This window comes from Kitasatospora sp. NPDC101447, assembly GCF_044767225.1.
GTDB lineage: Bacteria > Actinomycetota > Actinomycetes > Streptomycetales > Streptomycetaceae > Kitasatospora.
The window spans coordinates 369665-393104 of record NZ_JBIWNL010000003.1 but is presented as its reverse complement, the minus strand read 5'-3'; the positions used below and the strand labels follow the sequence as shown (position 1 = coordinate 393104).

Here is a 23440-nt window from a genome sequence, read left to right as displayed (position 1 = left end):
AATCTCATCGAAAACCGCGGGAATTCCGTGCCGCGCTGATTTCGCGTTTATCCGGCTGCCTTTAGATTCTCTGCTGTGAGTGAGCAGATTCCCGCCGGGTGGTACCCGGACCCGAAGGCCGGCACCGGCGACCCGGCGACGCAGCGGTGGTGGGACGGCAAGGGCTGGACGGGCGCCACCCGGCCCGCAGCCTCGGACGTCCCGGAGACGGACGCCCCGGAGCCGGGCGCCGCGTCGGCGTCCGGTGCGGCGTCGGCCCCCGAGGCTCCGCACGCCCCGGAAGCCTCGGACGCCCCGGAAGCCTCGGACGCCCCGCAGGCCCCGCAGGCCTCGGCGGCGGCCGGTGAGCCCGGGGCGGGGACGGCCGAGCAGCCCACCGTGCTGGAGGGCGAGGTCCTGGAGAGCGGCCCGACCGTCCGCTACCCGGAGCCGCCGCCCTTCGGTGCCGCCTTCGGCGCGGCCGTGCCGCCGCGCAAGGCCCGGCGCAAGCCGTCGAAGCTGGTCGTGGCGACCACCGTTGCCGCGCTGCTCGGCCTGGGCGCGGGCTCGGGGATCACCTACCTCGCCATGGACGGCCACGGCGACAAGTCCAAGCCGGTCGCCCAGCACACCCCCCGCGGCAACTTCGGCCCCTGGGGCGGTTACCCGGGCTCCGGCGGCGGCGACGGCAGCAGCCAGGACGGCCAGGGCAACGGCCAGGGCAATGGCAATGGCCAGGGCAACGGGAACGGCAAGGGCAACGGCAACGGCAACGGCAACGGTCAGGGGAACGGCAACGGCCGGGTCCGGCCCGGCGCCGACACCGCGATCGACATGGTGAACAGGCTCACCCTGCCGGTCCCGAGCGGCTGGCAGGCCGACACCACCGACAACGGCTACGCCATGATCACCGTCGGCCCGTACGACTGCCCCGACGGCAGCGGCAACGAGTGCACCCTCGGCGGGGCGAACACCGGACGGATCGACGGTGCGGGCACCGACGCCCAGACGGCGGCCAAGACCGACATCGACAAGGCCGCCAAGGACTCGTACGTCGGCATCACCGGCCACCAGGAGCTCAAGTCCGAGGCCGTCAAGGTCAACGGCAAGGACGGTTACCTGGTCCGCTGGAAGGTGGACGTCGCCAAGGGCAACCCCGGCTACGTGCAGACCGTGGTCTTCCCGTCCGCCGACGGCAAGGCGCTGGTCTCGGTGCACTTCGGCTTCGACATCGCCGACAAGGCGCCGGACGTCGCCGTGATGGACACGATCGTCAAGGGCATCACGGACTACAAGGGCAAGCTGCCGAGCATCCCCGGGCTGCCCGGCTCGGGCTCCGGCCCCGGCGGCGCGGGCGGCGGCGCGGCCGGGGGCACCGGGGGCACCACCACCTGAGCCTCGCGCTCCTCACACGGCGGCGGCCCACCCGGGAGACAGACCTCCGGGTGGGCCGCCGCCGTCATGCGGTCACGGGAACCGGGCCGGACGGGGGTGTGACCGGCCCGGCGCCCGCGTCCGGCGTCAGGAGTCGCGTCGAACAGCCTCGACACGACGGCGCCGGAGCACCATGCCGGCCCAGCCGACGCCGATCGCGGCGGCACCGGCGAGCAGCAGCGGGCCGGTGGCCGAGGTACCGGCCACGGCGGCGGAGGTGGTCGGGACGATCTGGCCGGCCGGGGCGTTCGGGTCCCCGCCGTGGCCGTGGTGGGCGACCGTGGACCTGGGCGCGTCGGCCGCGATCTGGGCGTCGCTGGGCGCGGCCGGGGCCTGCGCGGCGAGCGCCGGGGCGGCAGCGGCGGCGGTCGAGCCGAAGTCGACGTCGGAGCAGCTGTAGAACGCCTCCGGACTGTCGCTGCGCTGCCAGACCATGTACAGCAGCTGGCGGCCGGTGCGCTGCGGCAGGGTGCCGGAGTAGGTGTAGTACCCGTCGGTGGCGGTCCGGGTGACCTGCACCTGGGCCACCGGGGTCGGGTCGAGGTCCGACCACTTCAGTGGCTTGGTGGGGTCGTAGCTCGGCTTGGTGATGTAGACGGTCTGGGTGCCGACGTGCGGCGCGGTGGTGCGGAACTGGAAGGTGAACGCGCCCGCCTTGACCGGGGTGGCCGGCCAGTCGGTGCGCGGCCAGTCCAGGGCCTGGTACTTGTCGCGGTTGGCCGAGCAGAGCTTGCCGTCCGGGATCAGCGCCTGGTGGTTGCCGGCCGCGTTGGCGATGTTGACCTCGTTCCAGTCGTACAGCGGCTGGGTGCCGCTCGCGGCCACGAGGTCCTTGCAGACCTGGGACACCGGGTGCTCCGGGCCCTCCGCGTAGCAGGCGGCGACCCGGCTGACGGGGTTGGTCATCGTGCCGTGGGCGCTGGCGGTGCCGGCGGTGGTCGCGGCCACCGCGAGGACCGCGGCGCCGACCACGCCGACGGACAGGGCACTTCGCTTGATGGACATGGGGTGGGGACTCCTTGACCGTCGTGCCGGGCGAGTTGTGGGGGAGAGCGGGCACGCCTGCCCGTTCGGGGGCCGGTCGGCCCGGATCGCGGCCCCCGGCCCGAGCGTAGGATTGGTCTGGACCAGAGCGCAATAGCCGCGCGTGGACCACTTGTTGACGGACTGTAGGCCCCGGAACAGCGCAAAGGCCCGATGGAAGGCTGTTGTTAGCCGTTCCATCGGGCCTGGTTAAGGCTGGGGAAAGGTCAGTGCTTGTGGACCTCGTTGATCTTGCCCGCCATGATCGTGGTTCCGCTGAAGGTTCCGCCCTTGATCGTCTGGTTGTACGTCTCGTGGACCACCTGCTGAGGCTGCTGCGGCGTGAACTCGTCCAGGATCGCCTGGAGTTCCTCGGCCATCGCTGGGTTGTCGGCCAGCAGTCGGCGCAGCTTCGGCTGCCACTCGCCCTGGGCGCTCTGGATGGCGGACTCGCGGCTGTCCTCCGGCGCTGCGGCCACCTCGGCCCGGGTCTCGTCCAGATCCTCGGAGATCGACTCCGCCCTGCCGCCGAACATCGCGGCGACACGCGGCTTGACCCGGTCCCAGGCCGAGGTGACCATGAGGCCGGCCAGAGCGGTCGCGCCCCTCGTGGCGATGTCCGTGAACTCGGGGTCCATGCTGCTCCCTTGTCGTACCGTTCTGTCGGCACCACGGTAGGGCAGAGACGGACGAACCGTCAGAGAAATGTCTTCCCCTCACCCCGGTACGTCGGCACGGTCCGGACGACGCGTTCGCCCTCGACCAGGTGCAGCTCCGCGAAGCGCTCGCACAGCTCGCCCGCCTTGGCGTGCCGGAACCAGACGCGGTCGCCGATCAGCAGGTCGTTGGCGGCCGGGCCGAGCAGCGGGGTCTGGACCTCGCCGGCGCCCTCCATGGGGTCGTAGCGCAGGCCCGGCGGCAGGTACGGCACCGGCGAGCGGTCCGGGCCGGCCGCGCCGGAGGCCGGGTAGCCGCCGCCGAGCACCGTGACCACGCCGACGCCGGGGCGGCGCACCACCGGCTGGCCGAACAGGGCGGCCGGACGGCCCCGGAAGGAGCGGTAGTTGTCGAACAGCTGCGGCTGGTACAGCCCGGAGCCGGCCGCCACCTCGGTGACGGCGCGCTCGGCCACGGTGGACTCCACGCTGCCGGTGCCGCCGCCGTTGACGAACTCCAGCTCGGCGACCTGCCGCAGCCGGCGGACCACCGCCGCGCGGCGCTCGGCCAGTTCGGTCCGGGCCTTGGCCTGCATCAGCCGGATCAGGTGCGAGCGCACCGGCCGTCCGGGCACCCGGTCGCCCACCCCGGCGACGTGTCCCTCGTACGCCATCAGGCCGACCACCCGGAAGCCCCGGCGGCGCTGGACGAGTTCGGCGAAGGCGCCGAGGTCCTCGGGGGTGCGCAGCGGCGAGCGCCGGGCGCCGACCCGGACCCGGCCGCCGAGCAGGTGCAGGGCGGTGTCCAGTTCCAGGCAGACCCGGACCTCGGCGTCGCCGGCCCGGGCCTTGTCGATGAGGTCGAGCTGGTCCGGGTCGTCCAGGACGACGGTGATCTCCCGTGCGGCCGCCGGGTCGGCGGTGAGGGCGGCGAACCCGTCCCGGTCGGCGGAGGGGTAGGCGAGCAGGACGTCCCGGACGCCGGTGCGGGCGAGCCAGAGCGATTCGTCCAGGGTGAAGCTCATCACCCCGGCGAAGCCGTCCACGGCCAGCACCCGCTCCAGCAGGGCCCGGCAGCGCACCGACTTGCTGGCGACCCGGATCGGCTTGCCGCCCGCCCGGCGCACCAGGTCGGCGGCGTTGGCGTCGAAGGCGGCGAGGTCGACGACGGCGACCGGCCCGTCCAGGTGGGCGGTGGCGCGGTCGTACCGGAGGCGGTCGGAGACCGGGGTGGGCGCGGGTGCGTCGAGGATCACCATGGGCGCAGGGTGCCACAGCGGCCTACCGGTGGGTAGGGGGCGCGTGCAGGGAAGTCGGGCCGGTCGGGTGCGGTGGCATAGGGTCGGGCGGGTGGACCGCAAAGACTTCTCCAACCCGGCGTTCGTCGGCAAGAACATCCCGAACCCCGGCTTCGGTGACGACGACGGCACCGCCGACCCGGCGGTCGTCGAGGCCCTCGCCCGCTGGTCGCAGGACCGCGCCGCCGAGCCCGAGGTGCTGGCGGCGCTGACCCCCACCCGGCTGATGGTGCCGATCGTGGCGATCCTCGGCGAGGTCGAGGTGGACGAGCACGGGCACAAGCACGAGAAGACCAGCGACATGGCCGTCCCGGTGCTGGAGGCCCCGGACGGGCGCCGCGCGCTGCCCGCCTTCACGTCGCTGGAGTCGCTCGCCCGGTGGCGCGCCGACGCCCGCCCGGCGCCGACGGCCGCCCCGCAGGCCGCGATGGTGGCCTTCTCGGAGCGCGCCGACACCCTGCTGATCGACCCGGCCGGGCCGGTGGCCTTCCAGCTGAGCGGCGCGCGGCTGCGGGCGCTCGCGGAGAACCGTCCGTTCGTGCCGCCGGCGCTGGACCCGGAGGTGCGCGAGGCGGTGCGGGCGCTGCTGGCGGCCGAGCCGGACGTGGTCAGCGGGCTGCTGGCGGCCTCCGGGGGCTCGGACGGGGTGCTCGCGGTGGTGTTCGACCCGGCGCTGGACCAGGCGGGGCTGCAGGCGGCCGCGCAGCGGGTCGGTCAGGCGGTGGCCGCGGACCCGGTGCTGCGGGTGCGGCTGGACCGCGGGCTGGACCTCGCGGTGCTGCCGGCGAGCGCCGAGCTGCCGGGTGAGCCGCTGTTCCGGCGCCAGGAGCGGTAGGAAACGCCGAAGGACCACCTACTCACGTGAGCAGGTGGTCCTTCGCGCGTCACGTCAGGAGTAGACCGGCCCGGTGAACTTCTCGCCCGGGCCCGCGCCCGGCGCGTCCGGGACGATGGAGGCCTCGCGGAAGGCGAGCTGCAGCGAGCGCAGGCCGTCGCGCAGCGGGGCGGCGTGGAAGTTGCTGATCTCCGGGGCGCCGGCGGTGACCAGCCCGGCCAGTGCGGTGATCAGCTTGCGGGCCTCGTCCAGGTCCTTGTCCTTCTCGCCGCCCTCGGCCAGACCGCACTTGACGGCGGCCGCGCTCATCAGGTGCACGGCGACGGTGGTGATCACCTCGACGGCGGGGACCTCGGCGATGTCGCGGGTGAGGTCGTCGAAGCCGATCTTGTCGTCGTCCGTGTCGGGGGTCTGGGTGGGCTCGCTGCTCAAGGGGGGCTCGTTCCGTCGTGCCGTGTGGGTACACGTGGAGCGTACAAGGGCTCCGTGGCGCGCCGGGAAGGCACTGCGCCGGGTCGGAATGGCGTCGGGCTTCCCGGCCCTGTATGCTTCGAGACTGACCGGCCGGGATCCCGCATGGGCGCCTGGCCAGCAAGTGGAGGCTCCACTGAGGAGGCCCGAGAGGGCAACCGCGAAAGTCTCCCACCTGATCGGCCTCGCGGTCGACGGGTCCCGGTCCGCGACGGGCGCCTGGCGCCGAGTCGCCGCAGCGCCCCTCACCGGGCGCAGCCCCCGGTTGTGTGGAGCCCCGCTTGTACCGAGCGGGGCTTTTTTCGTGTCGCGGGTGCGACGGTGCCGGAAGGTGCCGGGCAGCGCAGCACGAATGAAGCCCCGCCCAGTGGTCGAGTCCACTACGTGCGACCGCCGTCCGACGGCCGCATCGCAGAAGGTGCAACCGAGGAGGCCCCATCAGCACCGAGCCCCGCATCAACGACCGGATTCGCGTTCCGGAGGTGCGACTCGTCGGTCCCAGCGGCGAGCAGGTCGGCATCGTGCCGCTTGCCAAGGCGCTGGAGCTTGCGCAGGAGTACGACCTCGACCTGGTCGAGGTCGCGGCGACCGCCCGGCCGCCGGTGTGCAAGCTCATGGACTACGGCAAGTTCAAGTACGAGTCGGCCATGAAGGCTCGTGAGGCGCGCAAGAACCAGGCGCACACGGTCATCAAGGAGATGAAGCTCCGGCCGAAGATCGACCCGCACGACTATGACACCAAGAAGGGTCACGTCGTCCGGTTCCTCAAGCAGGGCGACAAGGTCAAGATCACGATCATGTTCCGTGGTCGTGAGCAGTCCCGCCCCGAGCTGGGCTTCCGCCTGCTGCAGCGGCTCGCCGACGACGTCCAGGACCTGGGTTTCGTCGAGTCCTCGCCGAAGCAGGACGGCCGTAACATGATCATGGTTCTTGGCCCGCACAAGAAGAAGACCGAGGCGATGGCCGAGGCCCGCGCCCTCGCGGACGCCCGCAAGGCCGAGCGTCAGGGCCGCACCCCCGGTTCCGACGCCCCCGCGGACGAGGCCGTGGCCGAGGACACCGTTGTCGACGACGCCGTGACCGAGGCGCAGGACGCCCCGGCCGAGGCGCCGGCCGTCGAGGCCGACGCTCCGGTCGAGCAGCCGGCCGCGTCCCAGGGCGCCTGAGCCTTCACGGCTCAGGGCAGCCCGGGAGACCGGCCCCAAGGGTGACGGGGCAGCCCGCCCGGTCACCACAGATCCATCCAGTTCACGCCCGTGTGGCAGACGCTGCGCGGGCGTGAACGGGACCGACGAGGAGATACGGCGAAATGCCGAAGCAGAAGACGCACAGTGGCGCCAGCAAGCGCTTCAAGATCAGTGGCTCTGGCAAGGTGCTGCGCGAGCGCGCCGGTCGCCGCCACCTCCTGGAGCACAAGCCCTCGACGCTGACCCGCAAGCTGGCCGGGACGATCGAGCTGGCCCCCGCTGACGCCAAGAAGATCAAGAAGCTTCTCGGCAAGTGATCGCCCTCCCGCCCGGCGCGAGCCGTGTGCGGGGCAGCTGATCCTTCCCGACCCATTCGAATGACGGACCACGTGAAGTAGTCCGTGGTCCAACCCAAGGAGTAATGAAGTGGCACGCGTCAAGCGGGCAGTCAACGCCCACAAGAAGCGCCGGGTCATCCTGGAGCGCGCCAGCGGCTACCGTGGCCAGCGCTCGCGCCTGTACCGCAAGGCCAAGGAGCAGGTCACCCACTCGCTGGTCTACAACTTCAACGACCGCAAGAAGCGCAAGGGCGACTTCCGTCAGCTGTGGATCCAGCGCATCAACGCTGCGGCCCGTGCCAACGGCATCACCTACAACCGCTTCGTGCAGGGCCTGAAGGCCGCCAGCGTCGAGATCGACCGCAAGATGCTGGCCGACCTGGCCGTCAACGACCCGGGTGCGTTCGCCTCCCTGGTCGAGGTCGCCCAGAAGGCGCTGCCGGCCGACGTGAACGCCCCGAAGGCCGCCGCCGACGCCGCCTGATCTTCCGAGATCGGTTGAGCTCTGACCGGACCCGCAGGCTCTCCTGCGGGTCCGGTTCTGCATTTCCGCCCCTCAGCGCCCTCCGTCCGCCTGCGCCTCCAGAGATCGAGACCATGCCGAGCACCGACACCCCCCTGCTGACCTCCCTGCGCTCCCCGCGCGTCGTCGCCGCCCGCCGGCTGGCCAAGCGCAACCAGCGCACCAAGGAGCGCCGCTTCCTGGCCGAGGGCCCGCAGGCCGTCCGGGAGGCCGTCGCCTTCGGCAGACTGCCGGGCACGGGCGAGCACGCCGTGGTCGAGGTCTACGTGACCCCGGAGGCGGCCGAGCGGCACGCCGGCATCGTCGAGGCCACCCTGGCGGAGGGGCTGCCCGTGCTGACCGCCACCGACGAGGTGATCGCCGACATCTGCGACACCGTGACCCCGCAGGGCATCGTGGCGCTCTGCCGCTTCATCGACACCCCGTTCGACGACGTGCTCACGGCCCGCCCGAAGCTGGTCGCGATCCTCGCCCACGTGCGCGACCCCGGGAACGCCGGCACGGTGCTGCGCACCGCCGACGCGGCCGGCGCGGACGCCGTGGTGCTCACCGACGCCTCGGTGGACCTCTACAACCCGAAGGCCGTCCGCGCCTCCGTGGGCAGCCTCTTCCACCTGCCGGTGGCCGTCGGCGTGCCGGTCGAGGAGGCCGTCGGGAAGCTGCGCGAGGCCGGGATCCGGGTGCTCGCCGCGGACGGTGCGGGGGAGCGCGACCTGGACCAGGAGCTGGACGAGGGCACCCTGGGCGCGCCCGGCGCGTGGGTGTTCGGCAACGAGGCGTGGGGGCTCCCGGAGGAGACCCGCGCGCTCACCGACGAGGTCGTGCGCGTCCCGATCCACGGGCACGCCGAGAGCCTCAACCTGGCCACTGCCGCGGCCGTCTGCCTGTACGCCTCGGCCCGGGCGCAGCGCTCGCCCGGCGGCTGCCGTTCGAACGCCTGACGCACCCGGGGCGCACCGGATCACCCCGTGGTACGCGGGGTTCGCCGGGCGGATCCCGCCGGGCCCGGGCGATCCGCCCCGCAAGCCCTACTGCGGGGGCCTGCGAGGCGCTAGGGTCTGCCTCGGTGTGGGGATAGGCACGGTGGGTAATCGGGGAGGCAACCCATGGTCGGCAGCGGGCCCGAGCTCGACCCGGACGACCTGCCGGACGGCCTGGTGGTCGCCGACGCGCTGGGCCGGGTGGTCTGCTTCAACCGGGCCGCGGCCCGGCTCACCGGCGTGCTCCCGGAGGTCGCGCTCGGCTGCGCGCTGGAGGACGTCCTCCCGCTGGAGGACCTGGACGGCCGCCGCTGGTGGCAGCTGACCGACCCGTACGGCGGCCTGGCCATCCGCACCCGCCAGCCGGAGCGCAACCTGCTGCTGCCCGGCGGCCACGAGGTGCTGGTCTCCGCCCGGTACGTCCGCGCGGTGCCGTGCGGGCCGCTGGAGCGCCTGGTGATCGCCCTGCGCGGCACCGAGGCCCGGCGCCGCACCGAGCGCAGCCACGCCGAGCTGATCGCCACCGTGGCGCACGAGCTGCGCTCCCCGCTGACCAGCGTCAAGGGCTTCACGGCGACGCTGCTGGCCAAGTGGGAGCGGTTCACCGACGGGCAGAAGCGGCTGATGCTGGAGACCGTGGACGCCGACGCCGACCGGGTCACCCGGTTGATCGCCGAGCTGCTGGACATCTCCCGGATCGACGCCGGGCGGCTGGAGCTGCGCAAGCAGGTGGTCGACCTTTCCGCGGCGGTGCGCCGGCACGTCGAGCGCAAGGTCGCCACCGGGATCCCCGAGGAGCGCTTCGACGTCCGGGTCAGCGAGCCGCTGACCGTCCTGTGGGCCGACCCGGACAAGGTCGACCAGGTGCTCGCCAACCTGCTGGAAAATGCGGTGCGGCACGGCGAGGGAACTGTCACGATCGAGGTGGCACCGGCCAAGGAGGTCGTCGAGGCGCCCGTCTGGGAGCGCTCCGGCACCCCGCCCCGCATCGTGGAAGGCACAGCGGTCACCGTGAGCGACGAAGGAAGCGGCATCCCCGAGGAGTCGATGCCGCGCGTCTTCACCCGCTTCTGGCGCGGCTCCAAGCGCGGCGGCACGGGCCTGGGCCTCTACATCGTCAAGGGCATCGTGGAGGCCCACGGCGGCTCGATCCGCGTCGACCGCGCGCCCGGCGGCGGCGCCCGGTTCCGATTTATCCTGCCCGCCGGCGTTCCGGACTTCATGCTCTGAGAGAGCTCGGACGGCCAGCAGAGCCCGCTCTGACCGGTCGCCGGAGTCCCGCCGGACGGGCATCGCGGCAGCGGCGCTACGCGCTGCGACTACACTCGACCTTTGGCGTCGAGCAACGCCCTGCGCGGCTGAGCCGCGGACACCCACTCCCGTGAGCCTCCGGTGAACGGAAACCGGCTGCCCGTGCCCCGGCCCCGCCGGGCGTGGCGCGAAGGCGAACCCACACACCTGAGCACGGACGAGCAGGAGCACGGGAAAGATAGAGATGTCGGCACCCAACAAGTCGTACGACCCGGTCGAGGTCGAGGCCCTCAAGCCCGAGGTGGTGGAGCAGGCGCGGGACGAGGCCGTCGCCGCCTTCGCCGCCGCCAGCACCCTGGACGAGCTGAAGCAGGCCAAGGTCGCCCACACCGGCGACCGGTCCCCGCTCTCGCTCGCCAACCGCGAGATCGGCGCCCTGCCCCCGCACGCCAAGGCCGCCGCCGGCAAGCTGATCGGCCAGGCCCGCGGCGCCGTCAACCAGGCCCTCGCCAGGCGGCAGGCCGAGCTGGAGGCGGAGCGCGACGCCCGCGTGCTGGTCGAGGAGGCGGTGGACGTCAGCCTGCCGTACGACCGCGCCCCGCGCGGCGCCCGGCACCCGCTGACCACCATGGCCGAGCGCATCGAGGACACCTTCGTCGCGATGGGCTACCAGGTCGCCGAGGGCCCCGAGGTCGAGGCCGAGTGGCTCAACTTCGACGCCCTCAACCTGGGCCCGGACCACCCGGCCCGCTCGATGCAGGACACCTTCTTCGTCCAGGCCCCGGACGGCTCCGCCGACTCCGGCGTGGTGCTGCGCACCCAGACCTCCCCGGTCCAGGCCCGCACCATGCTCGACCGCGAGCCCCCCGTCTACGTGGTCTGCCCCGGCCGGGTCTACCGGACCGACGAGCTGGACGCCACCCACACCCCGGTCTTCCGCCAGGTCGAGGGCCTCGCGGTGGACGAGGGCATCACCTTCGCCGACCTCAAGGGCACCATCGAGGTCCTGGTCGAGAAGCTGATCGGCGACCACCTGGAGCTGCGCTGGCGGCCCTCGTACTTCCCGTTCACCGAGCCGTCGGCCGAGGTCGACCTGCAGTGCTTCGTGTGCCTGGGTGCGAGCGTCGGCAACCCGGACCGGCCGTGCCGCACCTGTTCCTCCGAGGGCTGGATCGAGCTCGGCGGCTGCGGCGTGGTCAACCCGCGGGTGCTCGTCGCCTGCGGTGTCGACCCCGAGCGCTACAGCGGGTTCGCCTTCGGCCTGGGCCTGGAGCGGATCCTGATGAATCGTCACAACGTCGCCGACATGCGCGACATGGTCGAGGGTGACGTGCGCTTCACCCTCCCGTTCGGGATGGAGATCTGATGCGCGTCCCGCTTTCCTGGCTGCGCGAGTACGTCGACCTGCCGACCGGCGCGACCGGCCGTGACGTCGCGGAGCGCCTGGTCCGGGCCGGCCTGGAGGTCGAGACCGTCGAGCAGATCGGCGCCGACCTCAAGGGTCCGCTGGTGGTCGGCGAGGTGCTCTCCATCGAGGAGCTGACCGGCTTCAAGAAGCCGATCCGGCACTGCTTCGTCAACGTCGGCGACGCCAACGGCACCGGCGAGCCGCAGGAGATCGTCTGCGGCGCGACCAACTTCGCCGTCGGCGACAAGGTCGTGGTCGTGCTCCCGGGCGCCGTGCTGCCCGGCCCCTTCCCGATCGCGGCCCGCAAGACCTACGGCCAGACCTCGGCCGGCATGATCTGCTCCGCCCGCGAGCTGGGCATGGGCGACGACCACAACGGCATCATCGTGCTCCCGCCGGAGTACGAGCCCGGCACCGACGCCATCGAGCTGCTCCAGCTCGTCGACGAGGTGCTCGACATCGCCGTCACCCCGGACCGCGGCTACTGCCTGTCCATGCGCGGCGTGGCCCGCGAGGCCGCCGCCGCGTACGGGCTGCCGCTGGCCGACCCGGCGCTGCTCGACGTGCCGCCGGCCAACTCCTTCGGCTACCTGGTCAAGGTCAACGACCCGGCCGGCTGCGACCGCTTCGTGGCCCGCACGGTCGTCGGCGTCGACCCGAACGCCAAGTCCCCGATCTGGCTGCAGCGCCGCCTGCAGAAGTCGGGCATCCGCCCGATCTCGCTGACCGTCGACATCACCAACTACGTGATGCTCGAAGTCGGCCAGCCCCTGCACGCCTACGACAAGCAGCGCGTCAACGGCCCGATCACGGTCCGCCGGGCGGAGCAGGGCGAGAGCCTGACCACCCTCGACGGCGTCGAGCGCAAGCTCTCCGCCGAGGACCTGCTGATCTGCGACAACAGCGGCCCGATCGGCCTGGCCGGTGTCATGGGCGGCGCGTCGACCGAGATCCTCGACCCGGCCGCCGGCCCGGGCACCACCGAGGTGATCATCGAGGCGGCGCACTTCGACCCGGTCGCGATCGCCCGCACCGCCAAGCGCCACAAGCTGCCCTCCGAGGCGTCCAAGCGCTTCGAGCGCGGCGTCGACCCGGAGGCCGCCCGCGCCGCCGCGCAGCGCGCCGTCGACCTGCTGGTCCTGATCGCCGGCGGCACCGCCGAGGCCGGGGTCACCGACATCGCCGCCCCGCACCCGGTGCGCACCATCACCATCGCCGCCGACCTGCCCGACCGGGTGGCCGGCACGGAGTACGGCCGCGAGACCGTCACCCGGCGCCTGCAGGAGGTCGGCTGCTCGGTCTCCGGCGCCGACGTCCTGGAGGTCACCCCGCCGACCTGGCGCCCCGACCTCACCGACCCGTACGACCTCGCCGAGGAGGTCATCCGGCTGGAGGGCTACGACAACGTCCCCGCCCGGATGCCCGACGTACCCCCGGGCAAGGGCCTGACCGAGGCCCAGCGGGTCAACCGCCGGATCGGCGTCGCGCTGGCCGGGGCCGGCTACGTCGAGGTCAACAACTACCCGTTCCTCGGCGAGGCGGCTTGGGACGCGCTCGGCCTGGAGTCGGACGACCGCCGCCGCCGTACGGTCAAGCTGGTCAACCCGCTCAACGACGAGGAGCCGGCGCTGCGCACCACGCTGCTGCCGGGCCTGCTCGGTGCGCTGCGCCGCAACATCGGCCGCGGCAACACCGACCTGGCGGTCTTCGAGTCCGGCACGGTCTTCCTGCCCAAGGACGAGCTGTCCGTGGCCCCGCGCCCGGCCGTCGACCACCGGCCCAGCGACGAGGAGCTGGCCGAGCTGGACGCCGCGCTGCCGGACCAGCCGCGCCGGATCGCCGTCGCCCTCGCGGGCGAGCGGCTGCCGTCGGGCTGGTGGGGCAAGGGCGCCCAGGCCTCCTGGGCGGACGCCGTCGAGGCGGCCCGCACGGTGGCCCGCGCGGCCGGCGTCGAGCTGACCGTCCGCCAGGGTCAGCTGGCGCCCTGGCACCCGGGCCGCTGCGCCGAGCTGGTCGTCACCGGCACCGACCGGGTGGTCGGCCACGCCGGCGAGCTGCACCCGCGGGTGGTCAAGGCGCTCGGCCTGCCGGCCCGTTCCGCCGCGATGGAGATCGACGTCGACCTGCTCACCGCCGACGGCGCCGAGCGGGTCGGCGGCCCGACCGTCTCCGGCTTCCCGGTGGCCACCCAGGACGTCGCGCTGATCGTCGACACCGCGGTTCCGGCCGCCGACGTCGAGGCCGCGCTGCGCACCGGCGCCGGCGAACTGCTGGAGGCCATCCGGCTGTTCGACGTGTTCACCGGTGAGCAGGTGGGCGAGGGCAAGAAGTCGCTGGCGTACGCGCTGCGCTTCCGGGCCGTCGACCGCACGCTGACCGCGGACGAGGCCACCGCCGCCCGTGAGGCGGCCGTCGCCGAGGCCGTGGCCCGTACCGGAGCGGTGCTGCGCGGCGCCTGATGCCGTAGCACCCGAGCAGAGGGGCCCCGCCCCCGGACCACCCGGTCCGGGGCGGGGCCCTTCGTGTTGCCTGGATTCGACTGCTTCGACCGCTTCGACCGCGCTCCGGCTTGACGCGGTGTCAGGCCGTCGTTTATCTCTTTACCTATGGAAGTAGATAAAGGCGATGACCGGCCCTCTCCCATCGAGTTCCGCCTGGACCCGGCCTCCGGCGTCCCGACCTACCTGCAGCTCGTGCAGCAGGTCGAACAGGCGCTGCGGATGGGCTGGTTGACCGAGGGGGACCGGCTGCCCCGGGTGCGCGAGGTGGTGGCCGGGCTGGCGATCAACCCGAACACCGTGCTCAAGGCGTACCGCGAGCTGGAGCACCGCGGTCTCGCGGCCGGCCGCCGGGGCCAGGGCACCTTCGTGCGGGGGCTGCCCGCCGGGGTGGTGCCGCTGCGCGAACGGGCCGCGCTGCGGCGGGGGTTGCTGGACTGGATGCGCTCGGCGCGGACCGCCGGGCTGGACGACGAGGGGATGGTCGCCGTGTTCGAGGACGCGCTGCGCGACCTGCGTGAGGGGCGCGACGGGGTGGTGGCGTGATGACGGGGGACACCGTGATCGACTGCGGCGGGATCGGCAAGCGCTACCGCCGCTCCTGGGCCCTGCGGGACTGCAATCTCGCCGTCCCCGCCGGGCACGTGGTGGCGCTGGTCGGCCCGAACGGCGCCGGCAAGAGCACACTGCTCGGCCTGGCCGCCGGCCTGACCCTGCCGAGCGAGGGCGCGATGACCGTCCTCGGCGACCAACTCCCCGGCTCACCGAGGGCCCTGGACCGGATCGGCTTCGTCGCCCAGAACGCCGCGCTCTACCCGGGCCTGCCCGTACGGGACCTGCTCGCGATGGGCCGCCACCTCAACCGCCGCTGGGACGACGCCCGGGCACGCACCCACCTGGAGGGCCTCGGCATCCCACTGGACCGCAGGTACGGCCGGCTCTCCGGCGGCCAGCAGGCCCAGGTCTCGCTCGCCCTGGCGCTCGCCAAGCGCCCCGAACTCCTGCTCCTGGACGAGCCGTTGGCCGCACTCGACCCGCTCGCCCGGCACGACTTCATGGCCGTGCTGCTGACCGCGGTGGCCGAGGACGGCCTCTCGGTGGTGTTCTCCTCGCACGCCGTCAACGAGCTGCAGCAGAGCTGCGACTACCTGGTGGTGCTCGGCGGCGGCCGGGTCCAGGTGGCGGGGGAGGTCGACGACCTCCTGGGCGGCCACCGGATGCTCACCGGCCCGACCGCCGAGGCGGACCGGGTCGCCGAGCAGCTGCCGGTGGTCCGCGGCCGCCGCGCCGACGCGCAGTCCCACCTGCTGGTGCGCACCGGCGGCGTGGACGCCCCGGTCTCCGCCGGCTGGCGCCAACAGCGCGTCGGCCTGGAGGAGTTGGTGCTCGCCTACCTGCGCGAGCCGACCGCCTCCGCCCTTCCCGGCCCGCGCGGGGCCGTCCGTCCGAGCGAGAAGGCCCTGCTGTCGTGAGTTCCCTGACCCTCGCCCCGCCCCGCTCCGCCGTCCTGCGGGCCGCCGGGCTGCGCCACCGGCCGGCGCTGCGGACCCTGCTGGGTGTCCTCGCCGGGCTGCTCCTCGTGCTGGCCGTCACCGGGTACTACGTCCATGCCGGACTCGACCGGTCCGGTGCGGCCGGGTGCGACATGGCGCTGCGTAGCTGCAACGAGCGCTGGAAGGTGTTCCTGCACGGGTACGGCCCCGCGCTGACGGTCGGTGGGAACCTCGTCTACTTCCTGGGCGGCGCCCTCGGGGCGTTCGTGGGAGCTCCGCTGCTGGCCCGCGAGTTCGAGCACGGCACGGTTCGGTTCGCCTGGACCCAGGGGGCGGGGCGCACCCGGTGGACGGCCGGCGGGCTGGTGCTCGTCGGCGGCGTGCTGGCCGTGGCGACGGCCCCGACGGCCGCGGTGCTCAACTGGTGGATCGCGCCGCTGGCGACGCATGCGGGCCGGTTCACCCCGCTGGCGTTCAGCAGTGCTCCGCCCGCGCTGGTCGGCCGGGTGCTGCTGGTCTTCACGCTGTCCGCGCTCGCCGGGGCGGTGCTGCGGCGGACGGTCGTGGCGGTGGGGATCGGCGTGGGGGCCTCGGTGGTGACCAACCTGGTGGCCGAGTCGCTGCGGTTCCACTACCGGACGCCACTTGAGGACACCGTGCACACGCTCGCCCAGGGCTCGCTCGACCATCGCTGGGAGGGCGGCCTCTGGGCCACCGACCCGGCGGGGAGCCGGCTCGACCTCAACCGGTTGTACGACCTGGGCGGCGACTACTACGGGGCGGAGAAGCTGTTGGGCGAGGGCGGCTACTCGCTGCACGAGTCCTACCAGCCGGACGGCCGCTACTGGTCCTTCCAGTTCGTCGAGTTCGGCTGGACGACCGCGCTCGCCGTCGTCCTGGGCGCGGCGGCGGTCTGGTGGGTCCGACGCCGGGCGGTCTGACCTGCGGGGCCGTGGAGGGCTTGAAGAGTTTCCGTCAAAACCCTTGCGGAGTACGGGCGGACAGCGTTTCCTACTCCTCGTTAGGAAAGTTTCCTAACCCATCGAGGAATCGGAGCGTCCCATGCGCCCTCAGCCCCGTCGTGCCCTCCGCATAGCCCTCGCCGCCGCCCTGGTGGCCGCGCCCCTCACCGTCGCGGCCACCTCGGCGGCCCAGGCCGCCCCGGCCCCGGCCGTCCAGCTCAAGGGCGTCGGGCTGGACGACCCGCACAAGAAGGACATCGCCATGCAGCTGGTGTCCAGCGCGGAGAACTCGTCGCTGGACTGGAAGGCCCAGTACAAGTACATCGAGGACATCAAGGACGGGCGGGGCTACACCGCCGGCATCATCGGCTTCTGCTCCGGCACCGGTGACATGCTGGAGCTGGTCGAGCACTACACCGACCTCAAGCCCGGCAACGTCCTGGCGAAGTACCTGCCCGCGCTGAAGAAGGTCAACGGCACCGACTCGCACGCCGGCCTCGGCTCCGCCTTCGAGCGCGACTGGGCCACCGCCGCCAAGGACGCCGTCTTCCAGCAGGCCCAGAACGACGAGCGCGACCGGGTCTACTTCAACCCCGCCGTCAAGCAGGCCAAGGCCGACGGCCTGCGCGGGCTCGGCCAGTTCGCCTACTACGACGCCATCGTCATGCACGGCCCGGGCAACAGCTCGGACAGCTTCGGCGGCATCCGCGCCGCCGCCATGAAGAAGGCCAAGACCCCCGCCCAGGGCGGCGACGAGGCCGCCTACATCAAGGCCTTCCTGGACGCCCGCAAGGTCGTCATGAAGAAGGAGGAGGCCCACTCCGACACCAGCCGGGTGGACACCGAGCAGATGGTCTTCCTCAACGCCAAGAACTTCGACCTCAACCCGCCGCTGAAGTGGAAGGTCTACGGCGACAGCTACGCCATCAACAGTTGAGCCGTCACCGTCCCGACGGCGGGCGGCCCCTCTCCTCGGGGTCGCCCGCCGTCGGCTTTCTGCTTCGCGCTTCCTTCGGGAGTCGACGCCGCTCCGGAGCCGTCCGGCAGCCTTCCTGCGGCGATGCGCACGGATCATTCGCTTCATAACGAATCGGACGGGAGGGCGGCGAAGTCTCCTTCACTTATTGACGCATCGGTCCGGTGACGCTTGACTCCCTGGCACTGCCGCGACGTCGCGGCGCCGTACAGGAGGCACCACCGATCATGAACAGACCCATGCGTCTCGCGGCCGCGGGCACGGCCGCCGTGTCGCTCGCACTCACCCTCGCGGCCTGCGGTCAGACCGTCGCGTCGCAGCAGCCGGGGGCCGGCGGGAGCGAACGGAGCATCGGTCTGCTTCTGCCGGAGAACACCTCCTCCACCCGCTACGAGGCCTTCGACAGGCCGCTGATCCAGCAGACGGTCACCAGCCTCTGCCCGAGGTGCACGATCGACTACGCCAACGCGGACGGGAACGAGAGCACCCAGAAGCGCCAGTTCGACGACATGCTGGCCAAGGGCGTCAAGGTCATCCTGCTCGACCCGGTCAACGCCAAGACCACCGCGCCGTGGGTCGAGGCCGCCACTGCCAAGGGCGTGAAGGTCGTCGCCTACGACCGGCTGGCCGCCGGCAAGGTCGCCGCCTACGTCTCCTTCGACAACGGGCGCACCGGTGAACTCCAGGGCCAGACCCTGTTGGACGCGCTCGGCCCGAAGGCCGCCTCGGCCAATGTCGTGATGATCAACGGTGCCGAGTCCGACCCCAACGCGGCCCAGTTCAAGGCGGGCGCGCACCGCGCGCTGGACGGCAAGGTCAAGAAGATCGCCTACGAGCAGTCCGGCGAGTGGAAGCCGGAGGTGGCCACGGCGAAGATGAACGAGGCCATCCAGAGCCTGGGCAAGGACGGCATCCAGGCCGTCTACGCGGCCAACGACGGCATGGCCGCGGCCGTCATCGAGTCCCTGAAGGCGGCGGGCATCAAGAACGTGCCCGTGGGCGGTCAGGACGCGTCCATGGACGCGGTGCACCGGGTGCTCACCGGCGAGCAGGCCTACACCATCTACAAGCCGTACAAGCCCGAGGCGGACGCGGCCGGCAGGATCGCCGTCCAGCTGGTCGAGGGCCTGGACATCAGCTCGACGGCGACCTCGATCACCGACAGCGGCGGGCTGCACATCCCGTCCCTGCTGCTCACCCCGATCGTGGTGACCAAGGCGAAGGTGCAGGCCACGGTGGTCGGCGGCGGCCTCTACAAGGCGGCCGACATCTGCACGCCGCAGTACGCGGACGCCTGCGCGGCGGCCGGCGTCAAGTAGTGCGAGGACCGGTGCCCCGCCCCGCGGGGCGGGGCACCGGCCGCGTCGCCGCCGGCCGGAGCCGCCTTCGTGCGGAGGTGTCCTTCGCGGGTCAGGCGCTCGCGGTGTAGTCGTAGAAGCCGCGGCCGGACTTGCGGCCGAGCAGGCCCGCGTCGACCATCCGGGAGAGCAGCGGCGGAGCGGCGTACAGCGGCTCCTTGTACTCGTCGTACATCGACTCGGCGATCGACACGATGGTGTCCAGGCCGATCAGGTCGCACAGCCGCAGCGGGCCCATCGGGTGGGCGCAGCCGGCTTCCATGCCCTTGTCGATGTCGGAGGCGGTGGCCACGCCCGACTCGAACATCCGCACCGCGGACAGCAGGTACGGCACCAGCAGCGCGTTGACCACGAAGCCGGCCCGGTCGCGGGCGCGGATCGGCTCCTTGGCGAGCACCTGGGAGGCGAAGGCCTCGACGCGCTCGGTGGTCGCCGCGGAGGTGGTCAGGGTCGGGATGACCTCGACCAGCTTCTGCACCGGCGCCGGGTTGAAGAAGTGCAGGCCGATCACCTGCTCCGGGCGGGAGGTGGCGGCGGCCAGCTTCACGATCGGGATCGAGGAGGTGTTGGAGGCGAGGATCGCGTCCCGGCGCACGATGACCTGGTCCAGGGTCTGGAAGATCCGGACCTTGATGTCCTCGCGCTCGGCCACGGCCTCGACCACCAGGTCGCGGTCGGCGAAGTCGGCCAGGTCGACGGTGAAGGACAGCCGGGCCATCGCCTCGTCCCGCTGCTCGGGGGTCAGCTTGCCGCGCTTGACCGCCGTGTCCAGGGAGTTGGTCAGCCGCGTACGGCCGAGCTCCAGCGCCTCACCGGTGGCCTCCGACACCAGGACGTCCAGCCCGGCCCGGGCGAAGACCTCGGCGATGCCCGACCCCATCAGACCGCAGCCGACTACTCCGACGCGCGCGATGTCACTCACTCAGTTGCCCTTCGGTGGTGCTGGGGGTCGCCCAGCGACTGGTGGCCCAGCGAGCTGCTGGTCAGCGGGTCGGTGTACCGGAATGGGTGCACCGGTCACCGCCCCGACGACGTTACTACTCCGTACCGGCCAGTAGGTCACCCCCTCCCTGGCGGAGTGCCACCGCGGGTGGGTCCTCCGAACGGGTGAGGCGGCGGTCCCGGCCCGTGCGCCCGGGGCCGCCGCCGCCCGGTGGCCGACAGAATGCCGCAGACGGGGGCCGGGGACGGACAGCGGAACAGCGGACAGGGCCGGGGGCGGGAAGGGAGCACACGGTGTCGACGGGATCGCTCGCAGGACAGGTCGCCCTGGTCACCGGCGCCGGCCGGGGCATCGGCCGGGAGATCGCCATCGGCCTGGCCGCTGAGGGGATGGCGGTCGGCCTGGTCGGCCGCACGCACGAGACGCTGACCGACACCCTCAAGGAGTGCGTCAAGCGCGGCTCCCGGGGCGTCGCCGTCACCGCCGACGTCACCCGCCCCGGATCGGTGCGCGAGGCGGTCCGGCTGGTCGAGCGCGACCTCGGCCCGATCGACCTGCTGGTCAACAACGCCGGCCTGGTCGACCGCGCCGAGGTGCCGATCTGGGAGACCGACGTCAACCAGTGGTGGCAGGTGATCGAGACCAACCTGCGCGGCCCCTACAACCTGCTGCGCTGCGTGCTGCCCGGCATGGTCGACCGGCGCAGCGGCCGGGTGGTCAACCTCAACTCCGGCTTCGCGCTGCGCCCGGACGGCAACTACACCGCGTACGCGACGTCCAAGGGCGCGCTGCTCCAGCTCTCCGACAACATGGCGGACTCGCTCGCGCAGCACGACGTCGTGGTCCTGGACATCAGCCCGGGCGCGGTGGCCACCGACATGACCGCCGGGATGCCGATGTTCCAGGACATGAAGACCTGGGGCTCCATCCCGTACATGGTCGCGGTCACCGTGGACGCCGCCCGCGGCCGCTTCGACGGGCTGCACGGGCGGTTCATCCACGCCGGGCGGGACGACCTGGAGGAGATGGTCGGCCGGGCCGACGCGATCCGCGCCTCGGACGCCCGCACCCTGCGGCTGCGCCCGTACAAGGACGACGATCCGATGGTCTGACGGGCCCCGGGGCCCTCAGGCGCAGAGCTGGCTGGCGGTCACCGGCTTGAGCCCGGCCTTGGCGAGGCCGTCCAGGATGGCCGGCAGCGCGTCCACCGTGCACTGGTGGCCCATGTGCAGCGCGACGACGGAGCCGCCGCGCACCGAGTTCAGCACCCGGCGCTGCAGCTCGGCGGCCGAGGGGTCGTTGTAGTCGCGCGGGTCGACGTCGAAGGACAGCACGTGCTCGTAGCCGACGGCCCTGGCCTGCTCGCGCACCATCGGGGTGGCGTACTGCGCGGCGGACGGGCGGAACCAGCGGCCGATCGAGCCGGTGAGCCGCTGCAGCCGGTCGGCGCACTGGGCGATCTCGGCGCGGGCCTGGTCGGGCGTCATGGCGGAGATGTTGAGGTGGTTCTGGGTGTGGTTGCCCAGCTCGTGGCCGCCGTCCAGGATCCGCCGGGCCATCTGCGGCTGCTGGTCGAGCCAGCTGCCGACGACCATCACGGTCAGCTTGGCGCCGCGCTGCTCGGCGATCTCCAGCAGCGCGGTGGCCAGCTTCGGGTCCCCGCTGCCGTGGCAGGTGAGTGCCACGTTCTTGCCGGTGCGCGGCCCGTACACGACCTCGACGGGGGTGCCGGGCGCGAGCGGCGGCAGCGGGGGCGGGGTCGGCGGGGCGGAGGCCTGGGCGGCGGCCGGGGTGGCCTCGGCGGTGGGCTGGGGCTCCGCCGGGGTGGTCGGGGCGGGGGAGGCCGGGCCCTCGCCGCCGTTCCACGCCGGGTCGGTGACGTGCTGCGGGTCGACGGTGCCCGGGTGTGCGGCCAACGCCCCGGGGTCGGCCCGGCGGGGTACGTCGGTGCCGCAGGCGGTGAGGAGGCCACCGGCGGCGGAGAGGGCGGCCAGCTTGGCGGCGGTGCGCAGTACGGTGCGGCGGTCGGCAGTCATCGGCAGCCAGCATAGAGAGCACGGCCGGGGCGGGCGATCCGGTATGACCGGTCCCCATCGTCTTGACGTGCACACATTCTGTCTACGGGCGTTGCGTAAACCTGAACTACCGCTGTTTCCACGGTGTGTCGTTGGATACGATCACCGCGCACCGCGTGTTGACGGGCGGTCGCACAATTCCGGCATTGCGCATTGGGGGCGGAACAGGATGCACGACGACACCACGGCCACCGGCCAGGCGGGCGGCACCGACTGGGGCTGGGCCAGGGCGGACGACTGGCAGCCGCCGAGCGAGCTGGACACCGGCGTCCCGCACACCGCCCGGATGTACGACTACTACCTCGGCGGCAAGGACAACTTCGAGGCCGACCGCAAGGCCGCCCAGGCCGCGATAGCCGCCTACCCGGCGCTGCCGCTGCTGGCCCGCACCAACCGGCAGTTCCTCGGCCGCGCGGTGGAGTTCGCGGCCGGCCGCGGCATCCGCCAGTTCGTCGACATCGGCACCGGCATCCCGGCCGTCGGCTCCACCAGCGAGGCCGCCCAGCGGGTCGCCCCGGACGCCCGCGTGGTGTACGTGGACAACGACCCGATCGTCGCCACCCACGCCCGCGCCCTGCTCGCGAGCCACCCCGCCGGGCACACCTCGGTGATCGAGGCCGACCTGCGCGACCCGGCCGCGATCCTCGCCCACCCCGGGCTGGCCGCCGCCGTCGACCTCTCCCGGCCGGTCGCGCTGATGCTGGTCGCCGTGCTGCACTTCATCCGCGACGAGGACGGCGCGCAGCAGATCGTGCGCACCCTGCGCGACGCGCTCGCGCCCGGCAGCGCCCTGATCCTCTCGCACGGCAGCCCCGACTTCGCCTCCCGCGAGAGCGCAGCCGAGGGCACCCGGATCTACCGGAGCGCCAGCGCCCCGCTCGTGCTGCGCCCCCGGGCCGGTGTCGAACCCTTCTTCGGCGACTTCGAGTTCGCCGGCCCCGGGCTCGTCCAGCTCCCGCTCTGGCGCCCCACCGCCGGCCACGTCCCCACCACCGAACTGCCCGAGGGCTGGCAGGACGTCTCCGCGTACGCGGGCGTCGCCTTCAAGCCGTAGCCCCGCCGGCCGACCCGTACGGGACCGAGCCCGGTCCCGGCGCCTCCCTCCTGCGCCGGGACCGGGTCACCGCAGCCTACGCACCCGCACTGACAACCCCTCACCCGCCCCGGTAGCCTGCGGCGTGACCACCGCCCTGCCGCCGCTGCCCGCCGACGTCGCCGACCTGCTGCGGGCCCTCGCGGCGCCGCCCCGACTGGTCGCCCACCTCGCGCTGGTGCACGAGGTCGCCGAGGAGATCGCCGACTTCTGCGCCCGCGAGGGCCTGGAGTTCGACCGCGAGGCCGTCCGGTACGGCGCCGCCACCCACGACATCGGCAAGACCGTCCACCCCGAGGAGCTCTCCGCGCCCGGCTCCGCGCACGAGGCCGCCGGCCACGCCCTGTTGATCGCCCGCGGCGTCCCCGAGCGGCTCGCCCGCTTCGCCCGCAGCCACGCGCGGTGGGGCGAGCCCGGCACCACCGTCGAGGAACTGCTGGTCAGCCTGGCCGACAAGGCCTGGAAGAACAAGCGCGTCCCCGACCTGGAGGACCGCGTGGTCGACCGGCTCGCCGCCGCCGGCGGCCGGGAACGCTGGGAGGCCTTCCTCGCCCTGGACGACCTGCTCACCCGGATCGGCGAGGACGCCCCGCGGCGGCTCGCCGTCCAGGCCGGGCACCCCGTACGAACCGGGAGAAATTGACGCGACAGCGCCCGCG

General features: G+C 72.9%; 23 protein-coding genes. 17 read left to right on the top strand and 6 right to left on the bottom strand.

The annotated features are described in order from the left end of the window. Window positions 1-75 precede the first annotated feature (75 nt). A complete protein-coding gene (locus tag ACIRST_RS06760) occupies window positions 76-1374 on the top strand; it encodes a DUF2510 domain-containing protein (RefSeq protein ID WP_402800549.1) in 1299 nt (432 codons plus the stop codon). Window positions 1375-1500: 126 nt separating this feature from the next. On the opposite strand, the gene ACIRST_RS06755 is transcribed toward ACIRST_RS06760, so the two are convergent. The 3 genes from ACIRST_RS06755 to ACIRST_RS06745 all read right to left on the bottom strand — a co-directional run bounded on the left by ACIRST_RS06755 (window position 1501) and on the right by ACIRST_RS06745 (window position 4351). Continuing rightward, entirely contained in the window at window positions 1501-2418 is a 918-nt protein-coding gene (locus tag ACIRST_RS06755; RefSeq protein WP_402800547.1) for a lytic polysaccharide monooxygenase, read from the bottom strand. Window positions 2419-2663: 245 nt separating this feature from the next. After that, a complete protein-coding gene (locus ACIRST_RS06750) occupies window positions 2664-3074 on the bottom strand; it encodes a hypothetical protein (RefSeq protein ID WP_402800545.1) in 411 nt (136 codons plus the stop codon). Window positions 3075-3133: 59 nt separating this feature from the next. Then, window positions 3134-4351 carry an alanine racemase gene (locus ACIRST_RS06745; RefSeq protein WP_402800544.1) on the bottom strand — a complete coding sequence of 406 codons (1218 nt, stop codon included), beginning with the start codon at window positions 4349-4351 and terminating at the stop codon, window positions 3134-3136. A 91-nt stretch (window positions 4352-4442) separates the two neighbouring features. Here ACIRST_RS06745 and ACIRST_RS06740 point away from each other — a divergent pair, with 91 nt between their 5' ends. After that, on the top strand, window positions 4443-5225 hold the full coding sequence (locus ACIRST_RS06740) for an SseB family protein (RefSeq protein WP_402800543.1): 783 nt from the start codon (window positions 4443-4445) through the stop codon (window positions 5223-5225). Window positions 5226-5279: 54 nt separating this feature from the next. On the opposite strand, the gene ACIRST_RS06735 is transcribed toward ACIRST_RS06740, so the two are convergent. Continuing rightward, entirely contained in the window at window positions 5280-5657 is a 378-nt protein-coding gene (locus tag ACIRST_RS06735) for a DUF1844 domain-containing protein (RefSeq protein ID WP_350523786.1), read from the bottom strand. A 476-nt stretch (window positions 5658-6133) separates the two neighbouring features. On the opposite strand from ACIRST_RS06735, the gene infC reads away from it, so the two are divergent. From infC to ACIRST_RS06675, 12 genes are all read left to right on the top strand, one after another. After that, complete coding sequence (gene infC, locus ACIRST_RS06730; RefSeq protein ID WP_350523878.1) at window positions 6134-6862, top strand: translation initiation factor IF-3; 729 nt, start codon at window positions 6134-6136, stop codon at window positions 6860-6862. 143 nt (window positions 6863-7005) lie between these two features. Then, entirely contained in the window at window positions 7006-7200 is a 195-nt protein-coding gene (gene rpmI, locus ACIRST_RS06725) for a 50S ribosomal protein L35 (RefSeq protein ID WP_045701618.1), read from the top strand. Window positions 7201-7309: 109 nt separating this feature from the next. Then, on the top strand, window positions 7310-7705 hold the full coding sequence (rplT, locus tag ACIRST_RS06720) for a 50S ribosomal protein L20 (RefSeq protein ID WP_030055649.1): 396 nt from the start codon (window positions 7310-7312) through the stop codon (window positions 7703-7705). Window positions 7706-7818: 113 nt separating this feature from the next. Then, complete coding sequence (locus ACIRST_RS06715) at window positions 7819-8685, top strand: RNA methyltransferase (protein ID WP_350523785.1); 867 nt, start codon at window positions 7819-7821, stop codon at window positions 8683-8685. A 165-nt stretch (window positions 8686-8850) separates the two neighbouring features. Further along, on the top strand, window positions 8851-9954 hold the full coding sequence (locus tag ACIRST_RS06710) for an ATP-binding protein (protein ID WP_402800541.1): 1104 nt from the start codon (window positions 8851-8853) through the stop codon (window positions 9952-9954). Between the two features lie 265 nt (window positions 9955-10219). After that, complete coding sequence (gene pheS / locus ACIRST_RS06705; RefSeq protein WP_350523783.1) at window positions 10220-11341, top strand: phenylalanine--tRNA ligase subunit alpha; 1122 nt, start codon at window positions 10220-10222, stop codon at window positions 11339-11341. Next, a complete protein-coding gene (pheT, locus tag ACIRST_RS06700; RefSeq protein ID WP_402800539.1) occupies window positions 11341-13842 on the top strand; it encodes a phenylalanine--tRNA ligase subunit beta in 2502 nt (833 codons plus the stop codon). The genes pheS and pheT overlap by 1 nt, the downstream gene beginning before the upstream one ends. A gap of 147 nt (window positions 13843-13989) precedes the next feature. Further along, entirely contained in the window at window positions 13990-14427 is a 438-nt protein-coding gene (locus ACIRST_RS06695; RefSeq protein ID WP_350523781.1) for a GntR family transcriptional regulator, read from the top strand. Beyond that, window positions 14427-15353: an ATP-binding cassette domain-containing protein gene (locus ACIRST_RS06690; protein WP_402800536.1), complete on the top strand. Its 927-nt coding sequence runs from the start codon at window positions 14427-14429 to the stop codon at window positions 15351-15353. Before ACIRST_RS06695 ends, ACIRST_RS06690 begins: the two co-directional genes overlap by 1 nt. After that, window positions 15350-16315 carry an ABC transporter permease subunit gene (locus tag ACIRST_RS06685; protein WP_402800534.1) on the top strand — a complete coding sequence of 322 codons (966 nt, stop codon included), beginning with the start codon at window positions 15350-15352 and terminating at the stop codon, window positions 16313-16315. Before ACIRST_RS06690 ends, ACIRST_RS06685 begins: the two co-directional genes overlap by 4 nt. 121 nt (window positions 16316-16436) lie before the next feature. Beyond that, a complete protein-coding gene (locus tag ACIRST_RS06680; RefSeq protein WP_396548367.1) occupies window positions 16437-17273 on the top strand; it encodes a chitosanase in 837 nt (278 codons plus the stop codon). 266 nt (window positions 17274-17539) lie between these two features. After that, window positions 17540-18631, top strand: coding sequence for a substrate-binding domain-containing protein (locus ACIRST_RS06675; protein ID WP_350523777.1), 1092 nt, complete (start codon window positions 17540-17542; stop codon window positions 18629-18631). Window positions 18632-18722: 91 nt separating this feature from the next. Here the strand turns inward: ACIRST_RS06675 and ACIRST_RS06670 are convergent, their stop codons facing one another. Then, window positions 18723-19592 (bottom strand): 3-hydroxybutyryl-CoA dehydrogenase, encoded by an 870-nt coding sequence (locus ACIRST_RS06670; protein ID WP_350523776.1) that lies wholly within the window; start codon window positions 19590-19592, stop codon window positions 18723-18725. Between the two features lie 314 nt (window positions 19593-19906). Here ACIRST_RS06670 and ACIRST_RS06665 point away from each other — a divergent pair, with 314 nt between their 5' ends. Next, window positions 19907-20725: an SDR family oxidoreductase gene (locus tag ACIRST_RS06665; RefSeq protein WP_350523775.1), complete on the top strand. Its 819-nt coding sequence runs from the start codon at window positions 19907-19909 to the stop codon at window positions 20723-20725. 15 nt (window positions 20726-20740) lie between these two features. Here ACIRST_RS06665 and ACIRST_RS06660 read toward each other — a convergent pair whose 3' ends face one another. Continuing rightward, window positions 20741-21649, bottom strand: coding sequence for a polysaccharide deacetylase family protein (locus tag ACIRST_RS06660; protein ID WP_396548369.1), 909 nt, complete (start codon window positions 21647-21649; stop codon window positions 20741-20743). A 208-nt stretch (window positions 21650-21857) separates the two neighbouring features. Between ACIRST_RS06660 and ACIRST_RS06655 the strand changes: the two genes are divergently transcribed. Next, complete coding sequence (locus ACIRST_RS06655) at window positions 21858-22742, top strand: SAM-dependent methyltransferase (RefSeq protein WP_350523773.1); 885 nt, start codon at window positions 21858-21860, stop codon at window positions 22740-22742. A 124-nt stretch (window positions 22743-22866) separates the two neighbouring features. Then, window positions 22867-23424, top strand: coding sequence for an HDIG domain-containing metalloprotein (locus ACIRST_RS06650; RefSeq protein WP_396548370.1), 558 nt, complete (start codon window positions 22867-22869; stop codon window positions 23422-23424). Window positions 23425-23440: the final 16 nt, after the last annotated feature.

Coding starts and splice junctions, on each gene's coding strand:
- ACIRST_RS06755 (WP_402800547.1), bottom strand. CDS start 2,418: ATGTCCATCAAGCGAAGTGCCCTGTCCGTCGGCGTGGTCGGCGCCGCG.
- ACIRST_RS06745 (WP_402800544.1), bottom strand. CDS start 4,351: ATGGTGATCCTCGACGCACCCGCGCCCACCCCGGTCTCCGACCGCCTC.
- ACIRST_RS06710 (WP_402800541.1), top strand. CDS start 8,851: ATGGTCGGCAGCGGGCCCGAGCTCGACCCGGACGACCTGCCGGACGGC.
- ACIRST_RS06675 (WP_350523777.1), top strand. CDS start 17,540: ATGAACAGACCCATGCGTCTCGCGGCCGCGGGCACGGCCGCCGTGTCG.
- ACIRST_RS06695 (WP_350523781.1), top strand. CDS start 13,990: ATGGAAGTAGATAAAGGCGATGACCGGCCCTCTCCCATCGAGTTCCGC.
- ACIRST_RS06680 (WP_396548367.1), top strand. CDS start 16,437: ATGCGCCCTCAGCCCCGTCGTGCCCTCCGCATAGCCCTCGCCGCCGCC.
- ACIRST_RS06660 (WP_396548369.1), bottom strand. CDS start 21,649: ATGACTGCCGACCGCCGCACCGTACTGCGCACCGCCGCCAAGCTGGCC.
- ACIRST_RS06655 (WP_350523773.1), top strand. CDS start 21,858: ATGCACGACGACACCACGGCCACCGGCCAGGCGGGCGGCACCGACTGG.
- ACIRST_RS06690 (WP_402800536.1), top strand. CDS start 14,427: ATGACGGGGGACACCGTGATCGACTGCGGCGGGATCGGCAAGCGCTAC.
- ACIRST_RS06750 (WP_402800545.1), bottom strand. CDS start 3,074: ATGGACCCCGAGTTCACGGACATCGCCACGAGGGGCGCGACCGCTCTG.
- rpmI (WP_045701618.1), top strand. CDS start 7,006: ATGCCGAAGCAGAAGACGCACAGTGGCGCCAGCAAGCGCTTCAAGATC.
- pheS (WP_350523783.1), top strand. CDS start 10,220: ATGTCGGCACCCAACAAGTCGTACGACCCGGTCGAGGTCGAGGCCCTC.
- ACIRST_RS06715 (WP_350523785.1), top strand. CDS start 7,819: ATGCCGAGCACCGACACCCCCCTGCTGACCTCCCTGCGCTCCCCGCGC.
- pheT (WP_402800539.1), top strand. CDS start 11,341: ATGCGCGTCCCGCTTTCCTGGCTGCGCGAGTACGTCGACCTGCCGACC.